A 13,647-nucleotide genomic window follows, 5' to 3' on the forward strand; every position below is an offset into this window, starting at 1 on the left:
TCTAGTTCGCTAGATAAAGCAAACAAATTTAGAGTCTCAATTGAACTGAGTGACCATAGGTTATTAAAAGATTCAGCCTCGAGCTGTTTTGATTTTACTTTTTTAAAAGTGAAAGTAATAACGCACAGTCAATTCGATATCGACAGATATCAAAATCAGTATTCATTGAGCATGATTCTTCGCCTTTCATTAGGTAGAGAATAAAAAAACTTTTAATTGAAGAGTTTGATCATGGCTCAGATTGAACGCTGGCGGCAGGCCTAACACATGCAAGTCGAGCGGTAACATTTCTAGCTTGCTAGAAGATGACGAGCGGCGGACGGGTGAGTAATGCTTGGGAACATGCCTTGAGGTGGGGGACAACCGTTGGAAACGACGGCTAATACCGCATAATGTCTACGGACCAAAGGGGGCTTCGGCTCTCGCCTTTAGATTGGCCCAAGTGGGATTAGCTAGTTGGTGAGGTAATGGCTCACCAAGGCGACGATCCCTAGCTGGTTTGAGAGGATGATCAGCCACACTGGGACTGAGACACGGCCCAGACTCCTACGGGAGGCAGCAGTGGGGAATATTGCACAATGGGCGCAAGCCTGATGCAGCCATGCCGCGTGTGTGAAGAAGGCCTTCGGGTTGTAAAGCACTTTCAGCAAGGAGGAAAGGGTGTAAGTTAATACCTTACATCTGTGACGTTACTTGCAGAAGAAGCACCGGCTAACTCCGTGCCAGCAGCCGCGGTAATACGGAGGGTGCGAGCGTTAATCGGAATTACTGGGCGTAAAGCGTACGCAGGCGGTTTGTTAAGCGAGATGTGAAAGCCCCGGGCTTAACCTGGGAACTGCATTTCGAACTGGCAGGCTAGAGTGTGATAGAGGGTGGTAGAATTTCAGGTGTAGCGGTGAAATGCGTAGAGATCTGAAGGAATACCGATGGCGAAGGCAGCCACCTGGGTCAACACTGACGCTCATGTACGAAAGCGTGGGGAGCAAACAGGATTAGATACCCTGGTAGTCCACGCCGTAAACGATGTCTACTAGGAGCTCGGCTTTTCGGAGCTGTTTTCCAAAGCAAACGCATTAAGTAGACCGCCTGGGGAGTACGGCCGCAAGGTTAAAACTCAAATGAATTGACGGGGGCCCGCACAAGCGGTGGAGCATGTGGTTTAATTCGATGCAACGCGAAGAACCTTACCTACACTTGACATCCAGAGAACTTTCTAGAGATAGATTGGTGCCTTCGGGAGCTCTGAGACAGGTGCTGCATGGCTGTCGTCAGCTCGTGTTGTGAGATGTTGGGTTAAGTCCCGCAACGAGCGCAACCCCTATCCTTAGTTGCCAGCGATTCGGTCGGGAACTCTAAGGAGACTGCCGGTGATAAACCGGAGGAAGGTGGGGACGACGTCAAGTCATCATGGCCCTTACGTGTAGGGCTACACACGTGCTACAATGGCGCATACAGAGTGCTGCGAGCCTGCGAGGGTGAGCGAATCACTTAAAGTGCGTCGTAGTCCGGATTGGAGTCTGCAACTCGACTCCATGAAGTCGGAATCGCTAGTAATCGCGAATCAGAATGTCGCGGTGAATACGTTCCCGGGCCTTGTACACACCGCCCGTCACACCATGGGAGTGGGTTGCTCCAGAAGTGGTTAGCCTAACCTTCGGGAGGGCGATCACCACGGAGTGATTCATGACTGGGGTGAAGTCGTAACAAGGTAGCCCTAGGGGAACCTGGGGCTGGATCACCTCCTTATACGATTTAGAACGAATTTGTTCGCAGTGTCCACACAGATGATTGTTACTTACTTGCCAAGGCGGGTAGGTAATATTTGCTCTTTAACAATTTGGAAAGCTGATAAAAACTTTGAATCACGTAAGTGATTTAGAGTTCTCAATAAGTAAAGAAAATGCCAGTTAATGAACCTTTTATTAGGAACGTTAATTGTGCGTCTACTTTAGTATTCTATAACTTCTGGCGAAGTTAAACAGTCGCACCAAACAGCTCAAACTACTTTGGGTTGTATGGTTAAGTGACTAAGCGTACACGGTGGATGCCTTGGCAGTTGGAGGCGATGAAGGACGTATTAACTTGCGATAAGCCTGGTCAAGCTAGTAAAAAGCGCTTGAGGCCAGGATTTCCGAATGGGGAAACCCACCTGCTTGCAGGTATCTTGCACTGAATACATAGGTGTAAGAGGCGAACGCGGAGAACTGAAACATCTAAGTACCCGTAGGAAAAGAAATCAACCGAGATTCCGAAAGTAGCGGCGAGCGAAATCGGAGCAGCCCTTAAGCTTATTTGATGTTAGTGGAAGGCTCTGGAAAGTGCCACGATACAGGGTGATAGTCCCGTACACGACAACGTCTAATAAGTGAAATCGAGTAGGTCGGAGCACGTGAAACTTTGACTGAATATGGGGGGACCATCCTCCAAGGCTAAATACTCCCAACTGACCGATAGTGAACCAGTACCGTGAGGGAAAGGCGAAAAGAACCCCTGTGAGGGGAGTGAAATAGAACCTGAAACCGTGTACGTACAAGCAGTAGGAGCCCTTCGAGGGTGACTGCGTACCTTTTGTATAATGGGTCAGCGACTTATATTTTGTAGCGAGGTTAACCGAATAGGGTAGCCGTAGTGAAAGCGAGCGTTAACTGCGCGTTGAGTTGCAAGGTATAGACCCGAAACCCGGTGATCTAGCCATGGGCAGGTTGAAGATTGAGTAACATCAATTGGAGGACCGAACCCACTAACGTTGAAAAGTTAGGGGATGACCTGTGGCTTGGAGTGAAAGGCTAATCAAACCGGGAGATAGCTGGTTCTCCCCGAAATCTATTTAGGTAGAGCCTCGGACGAATACCATTGGGGGTAGAGCACTGTTTGGGCTAGGGGGTCATCCCGACTTACCAACCCCATGCAAACTCCGAATACCAATGAGTACTATCCGGGAGACACACGGTGGGTGCTAACGTCCATCGTGGAGAGGGAAACAACCCAGACCGCCAGCTAAGGTCCCAAAGTGTATGTTAAGTGGGAAACGATGTGGGAAGGCTAAAACAGCTAGGAGGTTGGCTTAGAAGCAGCCACCCTTTAAAGAAAGCGTAATAGCTCACTAGTCGAGTCGGCCTGCGCGGAAGATGTAACGGGGCTAAACATACCACCGAAGCTGCGGCTGCAACTTTATGTTGCGGGGTAGGGGAGCGTTGTGTAAGTGGCTGAAGGTGTGCCGGGAGGCATGCTGGACATATCACAAGTGCGAATGCTGACATGAGTAACGATAATGCGGGTGAAAAACCCGCACGCCGGAAGACCAAGGGTTCCTATCCCATGTTAATCAGGGTAGGGTGAGTCGACCCCTAAGGCGAGGCCGAAAGGCGTAGTCGATGGGAAACGGGTTAATATTCCCGTACTTGGTATAGATGCGATGGGGGGACGGAGAAGGCTAGGCAGGCACGGCGTTGGTTGTCCGTGTGAAAGGCAGTAGGCTTGAATCTTAGGTAAATCCGGGATTCTTTAAGGCTGAGAGTCGAGACGACACTCTACGGAGTGGAAGCTGTTGGTGCCATACTTCCAGGAAAAGCCTCTAAGCTTCAGTCTATATCGAATCGTACCCTAAACCGACACAGGTGGTCAGGTAGAGAATACTAAGGCGCTTGAGAGAACTCGGGTGAAGGAACTAGGCAAAATAGTACCGTAACTTCGGGAGAAGGTACGCCCACATTAGGTGAAGGACCTGCGTCTGGAGCTGAAGTGGGTCGCAGTGACCAGGTGGCTGGGACTGTTTATTAAAAACACAGCACTGTGCTAAATCGTGAGATGACGTATACGGTGTGACACCTGCCCGGTGCCGGAAGGTTAATTGATGGGGTTAGACTTTGTCGAAGCTCTTGATCGAAGCCCCGGTAAACGGCGGCCGTAACTATAACGGTCCTAAGGTAGCGAAATTCCTTGTCGGGTAAGTTCCGACCTGCACGAATGGTGTAACCATGGCCACGCTGTCTCCACCCGAGACTCAGTGAAATTGAAATCGCAGTGAAGATGCTGTGTACCCGCGGCTAGACGGAAAGACCCCGTGAACCTTTACTACAGCTTGGCACTGAACATTGAGCCTACATGTGTAGGATAGGTGGGAGGCTTTGAAGTGGTTACGCCAGTAATCATGGAGCCATCCTTGAAATACCACCCTTGTATGTTTGATGTTCTAACGTTGGCCCCTGAATCGGGGTTGCGGACAGTGCCTGGTGGGTAGTTTGACTGGGGCGGTCTCCTCCCAAAGAGTAACGGAGGAGCACGAAGGTTGGCTAAGTACGGTCGGACATCGTACGGTTAGTGTAATGGTAGAAGCCAGCTTAACTGCGAGACAGACACGTCGAGCAGGTACGAAAGTAGGTCATAGTGATCCGGTGGTTCTGAATGGAAGGGCCATCGCTCAACGGATAAAAGGTACTCCGGGGATAACAGGCTGATACCGCCCAAGAGTTCATATCGACGGCGGTGTTTGGCACCTCGATGTCGGCTCATCACATCCTGGGGCTGAAGTCGGTCCCAAGGGTATGGCTGTTCGCCATTTAAAGTGGTACGCGAGCTGGGTTTAGAACGTCGTGAGACAGTTCGGTCCCTATCTGCCGTGGGCGTTTGAGAATTGAGAGGGGCTGCTCCTAGTACGAGAGGACCGGAGTGGACGAACCGCTGGTGTTCGGGTTGTTTTGCCAAAGGCATTGCCCGGTAGCTACGTTCGGAATCGATAACCGCTGAAAGCATCTAAGCGGGAAGCGAGCCTCGAGATGAGTTCTCACTTGGCGTTTAACGCCACTAAAGGGCCGTTGAAGACGACAACGTTGATAGGCAGGATGTGGAAGCGCTGCAAGGCGTTAAGCTAACCTGTACTAATTACCCGTGAGGCTTAACCATACAACGCCAAAGTGGTTTGTATGTGACTGTTTAAGCACAGAAGTTAAGAGACTAAAGTAGATTTACTTGTACAGCTTTCCAAAAGACTAACACGCCGTGTTAGCCCAAGTTTATGCTTGGTGATAATAGCGTTCTGGACCCACCTGACCCCATGCCGAACTCAGAAGTGAAACGGAACTGCGCCGATGATAGTGTGGGTTCGCCCATGTGAAAGTAGGTCATCACCAGGCTCCTAATTAGAGAGACCCGTTGCATTAGTGCAGCGGGTTTTTTTATGCCCGTAGGCAAGGCTTCAGCCTTGCAACATCCCTGTCAGGGTAGAACCCCGACCGACAACACAGCATCACCCTTTACCACACCTGTAGGCAAGGCTTTAGCCTTGCGACACCTTAATCAGGATTCACCCTGGTCCACAACACAGGGATACACCAATCATTGTTAATCGCCTATATTCAGGCTCTCTTCATAGCCGTTGTTAATCTTAGCGAACCTTTTGCTTTGTTTTAGTCTTTGCTTTAGGATCAGGGCATTATGATTGAGGTATGAAGCAACGTGATCCGTAATTTATTCCTGCTATGTGCAATGTTTATCGCCTTCTCAAGTCAGGCGATAGAGGTAAAAGGGCTGTACCAGTATCAACAGCCAGTAGATGATAAAACTCGTGCCAGCCGGGTCACGGCAAGTCAGAACGCATTATTAAATGTAGTGATCAAGGTCACGGGTGAGCCCGGTGCAACGAACAACCAGGTGGTGCGGGGCGCTTTATCTGATATCTCCGACTATATGACTAAATTTGAATACGGCGATAACGAAGGGCAATCATACTTAAACGTGCAATTTGACAGCAACAAGGTCAATACCTTAGTCAGAGAAGCCGGTTTGCCACTGTGGGGCAATCGCCGTCCTTTGGTGGTCATTTGGTTGGCGATTGAAGATGGCTGGCGACGGGAGCTGCTCACTGCTGATACCCACCCGCAAGTCGAGGAGTTACTGTCGGATCGTGCCTCTCGTCGCGGGCTCCCCATTGTTACTCCTTTACTCGACCTTGAAGACAGACAACATGTCGAAGTCACCGACGTATGGGGAAATTTCAGTGACTCGCTGGACATCGCTTCGCAGCGCTATATGGCAGAACGCGTTGTGTCAGCGAGACTCTATCAAGATGAACGCTCCGGAGCGTGGGAGCTCGATTGGCGCTTTACCAATGAAGATCAGTTCGAGGCCACCCGACACAAGGGCGACAAGCAACAGGTTATTCTCGATATGGTCGACGCGCTAGCCAGTGCCCTTGCCAGTGAGTATGCAATTGATGCGGCTTCTGGCTATGATGCGCAGCAGCAAATGCTTAAGCTGTATAACACCACCAGTTTTGTTGATATCGAGTATGCCTTGCGGCGGTTACGTAGTCTAAGTGTGGTCACTGATGCCAACGTCAGTCATGTTGCTAAAAAGTTTATTGAAATAAATGTCAGTCATACTGGCAATGTTGATGACTTGCGCAAAGCACTGACGCTTGATTCCTACTTTAGTGATTATCGCGACCCAGATAAGTTTTATTACTCCACTAGCAATGACGATCTTGAGTATGCGTGGCAATAACTGATGATGCAGCATTCGCAACTGGCATTGCCTGTTACTTTACCTGATGATGAAACCTACGCCAGTTACTTTGGTGGCGAAGACTCTTTAGAGGTTAATCACTTAAAAGCGGCCTTTGAACACCTGACACAGCAATTTCAGTACACCTATTTATGTGGGTTAGGGGACTCGGGTAAATCGCATTTACTTTATGCTACCTGTATCCATGCCCAAGAGCAGGGCTTGTCCAGTATGCTGCTGTCGTTAAGTGAAGTGCAGCAGTTTGGTGCTCAGGTGTTAGAGGGGCTCGATACCCTCGATGTGGTATGTATCGACGATTTGCACTTAGTCGCCGGTGATGAGGCCTGGGAAAAAGCCTTATTCAACTTTTTTAACCGTTTTAACGAGCCGGGCAAGCTGTTGTTGATTTCCGCCGATTTATTGCCGGATATGCTTAATATTACGCTGCCGGATTTAGAATCGCGTCTGAAATGGGGCACCACCTTACAAATCCGCTCGATGAGCGATGATGATAAGGCTCAAGCATTAACAAATAGAGCGAAAATGCGCGGCTTAGAACTTTCTGATGATTGTGCGCGTTTTTTATTGACGCGCTTAAGCCGTGACATGCGTGCATTACTCGATGTATTGGACACACTCGATCATGCCTCTATGGCAGCGCAGCGAAAGCTCACCATTCCGTTTATAAAAGCCACTTTAAAGCTATAGAAAGCGCCGCTCAGGGCTAGAATCAGAGCGGCCCTTTGGTTATCATAAGTGGTTAAATAAACACTTTAAATTATCACCCTAGTCAGGTATCCGATGAACTTAGAAGCGATTTTGGCTGACGCCTTAAAGGCGGTTGATTCAGCCAGCGAAATCGCGCACCTAGAAGATGTGCGCGTAAACTACCTTGGAAAGAAAGGTGAAATTACCGGGTTACTGAAAACGCTTGGTAAAATGGCGCCAGAAGAGCGTAAGAGCGCCGGCCAAGTGATTAACCAAGCCAAGCAGCAAGTGACTGAAGCGATCAATGAAAAGCGTGAAGCGCTGAACGCAAAAGCATTAGAGCAAAAGCTGGCAGCAGAAACCATTGATGTCACCTTACCTGGGCGCAATATGGCCAGCGGCGGCATTCATCCCGTTACCCGGACCATTGAACGCATCGAATCTTTCTTCGGTGAGTTGGGTTTTGCGGTGAAGCAAGGGCCAGAGGTGGAAGATGATTTCCACAACTTTGATGCCTTGAACATTCCTGCACATCACCCGGCACGCGCGGATCACGATACCTTCTACTTCAACCCCAAGTTGGTATTACGTACGCAAACCAGTGGTGTACAAATACGTACCATGGAAACAGAGCAACCGCCTTTGCGTATTATCTCGCCAGGTCGTGTGTATCGTAACGATTACGATCAAACGCATACACCGATGTTCCATCAGGTTGAAGGTTTGATGGTGGATACAGACGTTAGCTTCACTGAACTCAAGGGCATTTTGCACGATTTTCTTCGTAACTTTTTTGAAGAAGATATGGAAATTCGTTTCCGCCCCTCTTACTTCCCATTCACTGAGCCATCGGCAGAGGTTGATGTGAAAGGTAAAGACGGCAAATGGTTAGAGGTTCTTGGTTGCGGTATGGTGCACCCGAACGTGTTGCGTTCAGTTAATATCGACCCAGAAAAATACACTGGTTTTGCCTTTGGTATGGGGGTAGAGCGCCTTACCATGTTGCGCTATGGCGTTAATGACTTACGCGCATTTTTCGAAAATGATTTGAAATTCCTAAACCAGTTCCGTTAAGAGGTCGTGATAAATGAAATTCAGTGAAAAGTGGTTACGTGAATGGGTGAATCCGGCCATCGATAGCGACGCACTTGCGGAGCAGCTGTCAATGGCGGGACTGGAAGTGGATGCATTAGAACCAGCTGCAGGCCAGTTTAGTGGTGTGGTTGTCGGCGAAGTTGTCGAGTGTGGTCAGCACCCCGATGCCGATAAACTGCGTGTGACGAAAGTAAACGTCGGTGATGATGAGTTACTTGATATTGTTTGCGGCGCACCTAACTGTCGCCAAGGTATCAAAGTGGCAGTGGCGAAAGTCGGCGCGGTATTACCTGGCGATTTTAAAATCAAAAAGGCCAAACTGCGTGGTCAACCGTCGCATGGCATGTTATGCGCATTCGTAGAGCTAGGTATCAGTGAAGAGGGCGATGGCATTATGGAGTTGCCAGCCGATGCGCCCATTGGCACCGATTTACGTGAGTACCTAAGTCTTGATGACCATATTATCGATGTTGATTTAACGCCGAACCGCAGCGATTGCCTGGGTATTAAAGGCTTGGCTCGCGAAGTGGGGGTGCTAAACAACCTGGACGTGAATGAACTGACGATTGCGCCAGTAGAGCCCACCATTGATGATAAAGTCAGCATTGAGCTAGTTAACGAGCAAGGTTGCCCTCGTTACCTTGGTCGCGTAATTAAGGGCATCAATCTTGATGCGCAAACGCCATTGTGGATGGTTGAGAAATTGCGCCGCAGTGGTATTCGCTCTATTGACCCTGTGGTTGATGTCACCAACTATGTGTTGATTGAGCTGGGCCACCCGATGCATGCGTTTGACTTAGCCGCCATTGAAGGTGGTATTAAGGTACGTAGTGCCAATGCCGGTGAAGAATTGGTTTTGCTTGATGGCAACACTGCGAAACTCAATGAATCGACGCTAGTGATCGCCGATCATAATAAAGCCTTAGCCATGGCGGGTATCTTTGGTGGTGAGGGCTCTGGGGTCACCGAGAAAACCAGAGATATTTTACTTGAAAGTGCCTTCTTTAACCCTGTCGCTATTGCCGGTCAGGCACGAAGCTATGGGCTGCACACCGATGCCTCGCACCGTTATGAGCGCGGAGTTGATTTTGCGCTACAACGTGACGCCATGGAACGTGCTACGGCATTGTTACTTGATATAGTCGGAGGTCAAGCTGGCCCTGTTGTTGAGGCTGTTGCTACAGAGCAGTTACCAAAGGTCACAGCGGTTACTTTACGTCGTGAACGTTTAGACCGTGTGATTGGCTATCATATCGATGATGAAACCGTGACCAATATCCTGCGTCGTTTGGGCCTAGACGTCCAATTCACTAACGGTACTTGGCAGGCCGATGTGCCCAGTTATCGCTTTGATATTCGCATTGAGGAAGACTTAATCGAAGAAGTCGCTCGGGTCTATGGCTACAACAATATTCCTAATGTTGCGCCAATGGCGAAACTTAGCATGACAGCTCACAACGAAGCGTCAGTGCCGGTTAAGCGTTTGCGCGATACCTTAGTGACGCGCGGTTATCAAGAAGCCATTACTTATAGCTTTGTTGATCCTAAGGTCCAGGCTGCCATTCATGGCGATGAGCAAGCATTGCATTTACCGCACCCTATTTCGGCGGACATGTCGGTCATGCGTCTGTCGTTGATGCCGGGGTTACTGAATGCGTTGGTGTACAACCAAAATCGTCAGCAACCACGCGTGCGCTTGTTTGAGCATGGACTAAAGTTCATCGCTGATGAACAAGCTGAAAATGGCGTGCGTCAGCAGGCCGTGTTTGGTGGCATTGTCTCGGGCACAAGTTATGGCGAGCATTGGAATGTACCAAGCCGCGCGGTCGACTTCTATGATGTCAAAGGGGACGTGGAAGCGTTACTGGCGTTATGCAATGACAGTGCGCGCTTTAGTTTCAAAGCACAGCAATGTGATGGTTTGCACCCGGGCCAAAGTGCCGCTATCTTTGTTGATGGGCAGCAGGTCGGTTTTGTTGGTGCTGTGCATCCACAGTTGCAAAAGCAGCTTGGTATTAACGGTGCAGCCTATGTCTTTGAAATCGAAGTAGCCGCAGTGGCTACCCGTGTTCTTCCAGAAGCTGCAGGAATATCCAAGTTCCCATCGAACCGCCGAGACATCGCGATTTTGGTGGAAGATAAGGTTCATGCTGGTGATGTTTTAGCCACTATAGAAAAAGTTGGCGGAAATCAATTGGTTGACCTAAACTTATTCGATGTGTATAAGGGCAAAGGTATCGAGCCAAATTATAAGAGTTTGGCAATTGCTCTGACACTGCAGGCGGTTGATAGAACGCTCGAAGAGAAAGATATCAACTTAGTTGTCGACAACGTCGTGGCCGCATTGGCCAAAGAGTTTAACGCATCGTTGAGGGACTAGATATGGCGCTTACCAAAGCCGACATAGCTGAACACCTATTTGAGAAGTTGGGGATCAATAAAAAGGATGCCAAAGAACTAGTTGAAGCGTTTTTTGAAGAAATCCGCTCAGCTTTAGAAAATGGGGAGCAAATTAAGCTTTCCGGCTTTGGCAACTTCGATCTTCGTGATAAGAAAGAGCGACCAGGTCGTAACCCCAAAACCGGAGAAGATATTCCTATCTCGGCGCGCCGAGTGGTCACTTTTAGACCCGGACAAAAGCTAAAAACCCGTGTTGAAGTGGGCACTAGCAAATTAAAGTAATAAAAAAGCAGCCTTAAGGCTGCTTTTTACTTTTTATGGAATTTACTTATGAGCGGGGCGAGCGGAATTGTCCGCTCATGATTTGCTCGTAAGTAGTTTGTGCTAAGGTATCTAGGCGCTCTAAGTCATGCCCGTCATCTAAGGCTCTTGCGCGCAAAGGCGCAAAGTCAATGTTTTCCACGCCGGCCTGCTTGGCCACCACCGCAAAGGTATACGCTAAATTATACTGTTCTTGCTGATAGAAAATATTGACCAGTGAAGTAAGTACTTCAGGGTGAGGCTGTTGATCAGCACCATTAAGCTCAAGACTACGGTATAAGTGATCCAACGTTTTTTGCGTATCCACTTTCATGTAGTAGCTGGCCAGGTAAAACTGTGCATCTCGGCTGTTTTTTACTTTTGTGTCTTCTTGCATCGACAGCAGTTTTTGCAGTGCACTATTATCGTTGTTACGCGACCAGTGAAAATACAGCAGTCCTGGATGATTACTACCACGGGTTTCATAAAGTAAGCGATTAATTTCTTTTTGTGCCGTGTGATAGCCCTTATAACGTGAGGCGGTCTTTTCTTTTAGCTTTATGTGTTCAATTTTTGAAGCGAGATTGACACATTGGCTGTAGCGTTCAAAGTCTTTTAATAATTGGTATTTTCGCTCCAAAGTCGGCTTTTCATACTCATGAAAGCGACTTATGATCACTTCTGCGCGTTCATGTCGACAGTGACTGTCTGTGTTTAAGTCATTACACATGGCCGGAGTTTGCTCACAGACTTCCCGCACTGTCAGGCTTGAGTCACAGCCGCTCAACGTTGTAACTAAGGCCAAGCCGATAATAAGTCGCATGGTTATTCCTTTTCTTTGTATTAGTGCGCTCACACCATCATGTTATGCGCTGAAATTGACGTTACTTTTCGTCAATGGGTGTAAAACCGCTTTAGTCATTGATTTTATTGTAGCTCAAAGCGTTATAGGGAGACACCTTGTACCCAAGAGTAATGTAGAGGTGGTTATTGCTCGCGCTTTGCATTAGAATATGCCCGCCTGCTAGGAGGTATATTGTCCTTGATCACGCTCTCACTTTGTGATGACACATTCCCTCCTCGGGCTATATCCGTTCAAAACAAATTTCAAAGGCAGAAACAATGACCTCATCTCACGAGCAAGAGTACTTGAACAGCTGGCAAGAACGCCAAGACTACGCTGAAAGTATGCAACCCATCATTGGTAAACTGTATCGCAACCGTGGTATCGAAATTGCCGTTTATGGCCGCCCTCTGGTCAACGCCAGCACCATCGATATTATCAAAGCGCACAAAACCGTGGCGCAATTTGAAGACTCTAAACTACGTCTGCGCGAAAGCTACCCGGTGTTAGAAGCGATCAGCAACATGGAACTTAGCTCTGGCCGTATCGATATTGGTAAATTGGCTTACAGCTTCCTATATAAAGATGCGGCCAAAGGTCGCTCGTTAGAAGAATTTTTAAAAGACGAGCTCGCAGAAATCACTAATCCAGGTGAGCCAAAAGCACCGCGTGATGTGGTTTTATATGGTTTTGGCCGTATTGGTCGCTTGTTAGCGCGCTTGTTAATCGAAAAGTCAGGCCCGTATGCCGACTTACGTTTACGCGCCATTGTGGTACGTGGTGGTAAAGATGGGGATCTTGAAAAACGTGCTAGCCTATTGCGTCGTGATTCAATTCATGGTCCATTCAATGGCTCTATCACCGTTGATAATGAGCGGAATGCCATTAAAGCTAACGGCAGCTACATCCAAGTGATTTATGCCAACTCGCCAAGTGAAGTTGATTACACTGCATATGGTATTGAGGATGCGTTAGTTGTTGATAACACTGGTATTTGGAAAGATGAAGCAGGCCTAGGCCAACACCTAGAGTCAAAAGGTGCTTCGAAAGTATTACTAACAGCACCGGCAAAAGGCGATATCAAGAACATTGTTTACGGTGTTAACAACCAAGATATCAAACCTGAAGATAAAATTGTGTGTGCTGCAAGCTGTACCACTAACGCCATTACGCCGACGCTAAAAGCTTTAAATGATAAGTTTGGTATTAAAAATGGTCACGTTGAGACCGTACACTCATACACTAACGACCAAAACTTAATTGATAATTACCACAAAGCTGAGCGCCGTGGTCGCGCTGCTGCGCTCAATATGGTTATTACCTCTACTGGTGCGGCGAAAGCTGTATCCAAAGCCTTGCCTGAACTTGAAGGTAAGCTAACCGGTAATGCTATTCGTGTGCCGACACCGAATGTATCAATGGCTATCCTTAACCTTAACTTGGAAAAGGGGACCAGTGTTGAAGAGCTGAATGCCTTCTTACGCGAGACTGCGTTGCACTCAGAGCTACGTGATCAAATCGATTACACCGCCTCAACAGAAATCGTCTCTACCGACCTCGTTGGTAGCCGTTACGCCGGTGTGGTGGACTCCCAAGCAACTATTGTTGATGGTGAGCGCATTGTGCTTTACGTTTGGTATGATAATGAGTTTGGTTACAGCTGTCAGGTTGTGCGTTGTATGCAAGACATGGCTGAAATTGCCCACCCAAGCTTGCCACGCTAATAAAAACCAAGTTAGTTCACAGCCGGTCGCTTTTTAGCGCACCGGCTTTTTTGTTGTTAATTGTTGCTCTGCAGG

The 13,647-nt window shown here is 48.3% G+C and carries 7 protein-coding genes and 3 rRNA genes; 9 read left to right on the forward strand and 1 reads right to left on the reverse strand.

What is annotated here, in order from left to right; translation table 11 throughout:
• Positions 1-213 precede the first annotated feature (213 nt).
• From FIU82_RS06110 to ihfA, 8 genes are all read left to right on the forward strand, one after another.
• Positions 214-1,746, forward strand: a 16S ribosomal RNA gene (locus FIU82_RS06110).
• Positions 1,747-2,017: 271 nt separating this feature from the next.
• Positions 2,018-4,902, forward strand: a 23S ribosomal RNA gene (locus FIU82_RS06115).
• Positions 4,903-5,017: 115 nt separating this feature from the next.
• A 5S ribosomal RNA gene (gene rrf, locus FIU82_RS06120) occupies positions 5,018-5,132 on the forward strand.
• The 16S, 23S and 5S rRNA genes sit together here, the layout of an rRNA operon.
• A 322-nt stretch (positions 5,133-5,454) precedes the next feature.
• Positions 5,455-6,501: a DUF2066 domain-containing protein gene (locus tag FIU82_RS06125; protein WP_367648274.1), complete on the forward strand. Its 1,047-nt coding sequence runs from the start codon at positions 5,455-5,457 to the stop codon at positions 6,499-6,501.
• Between the two features lie 6 nt (positions 6,502-6,507).
• On the forward strand, positions 6,508-7,209 hold the full coding sequence (hda, locus tag FIU82_RS06130) for a DnaA regulatory inactivator Hda (protein ID WP_026110924.1): 702 nt from the start codon (positions 6,508-6,510) through the stop codon (positions 7,207-7,209).
• Between the two features lie 93 nt (positions 7,210-7,302).
• Positions 7,303-8,283: a phenylalanine--tRNA ligase subunit alpha gene (pheS, locus tag FIU82_RS06135; protein ID WP_022943600.1), complete on the forward strand. Its 981-nt coding sequence runs from the start codon at positions 7,303-7,305 to the stop codon at positions 8,281-8,283.
• Positions 8,284-8,296: 13 nt separating this feature from the next.
• Positions 8,297-10,684, forward strand: a complete 2,388-nt coding sequence (pheT, locus tag FIU82_RS06140) for a phenylalanine--tRNA ligase subunit beta (protein ID WP_152440606.1) — start codon at positions 8,297-8,299, stop codon at positions 10,682-10,684.
• Positions 10,685-10,686: 2 nt separating this feature from the next.
• Entirely contained in the window at positions 10,687-10,986 is a 300-nt protein-coding gene (gene ihfA / locus FIU82_RS06145; protein ID WP_022943602.1) for an integration host factor subunit alpha, read from the forward strand.
• 46 nt (positions 10,987-11,032) lie between these two features.
• Here the strand turns inward: ihfA and FIU82_RS06150 are convergent, their stop codons facing one another.
• The gene (locus tag FIU82_RS06150; protein WP_152440607.1) at positions 11,033-11,827 is read right to left on the reverse strand and encodes a DUF2989 domain-containing protein; all 795 of its coding nucleotides are present in this window, start codon (positions 11,825-11,827) and stop codon (positions 11,033-11,035) included.
• Between the two features lie 299 nt (positions 11,828-12,126).
• Between FIU82_RS06150 and FIU82_RS06155 the strand changes: the two genes are divergently transcribed.
• Positions 12,127-13,572: a glyceraldehyde-3-phosphate dehydrogenase gene (locus tag FIU82_RS06155; RefSeq protein ID WP_152440608.1), complete on the forward strand. Its 1,446-nt coding sequence runs from the start codon at positions 12,127-12,129 to the stop codon at positions 13,570-13,572.
• The last annotated feature ends 75 nt before the right edge of the window (positions 13,573-13,647 follow it).

Origin of the sequence: Pseudoalteromonas sp. THAF3, assembly GCF_009363775.1 — a bacterium.
In the GTDB taxonomy this organism is placed as follows: Bacteria; Pseudomonadota; Gammaproteobacteria; order Enterobacterales; family Alteromonadaceae; genus Pseudoalteromonas; species Pseudoalteromonas ruthenica.

Bases quoted from the DNA above. Each gene is read 5' to 3' on its own strand.
- ihfA (WP_022943602.1), top strand. From the start codon at position 10,687: ATGGCGCTTACCAAAGCCGACATAGCTGAACACCTATTTGAGAAGTTG.
- FIU82_RS06150 (WP_152440607.1), bottom strand. From the start codon at position 11,827: ATGCGACTTATTATCGGCTTGGCCTTAGTTACAACGTTGAGCGGCTGT.
- hda (WP_026110924.1), top strand. From the start codon at position 6,508: ATGCAGCATTCGCAACTGGCATTGCCTGTTACTTTACCTGATGATGAA.
- FIU82_RS06155 (WP_152440608.1), top strand. From the start codon at position 12,127: ATGACCTCATCTCACGAGCAAGAGTACTTGAACAGCTGGCAAGAACGC.
- pheT (WP_152440606.1), top strand. From the start codon at position 8,297: ATGAAATTCAGTGAAAAGTGGTTACGTGAATGGGTGAATCCGGCCATC.
- pheS (WP_022943600.1), top strand. From the start codon at position 7,303: ATGAACTTAGAAGCGATTTTGGCTGACGCCTTAAAGGCGGTTGATTCA.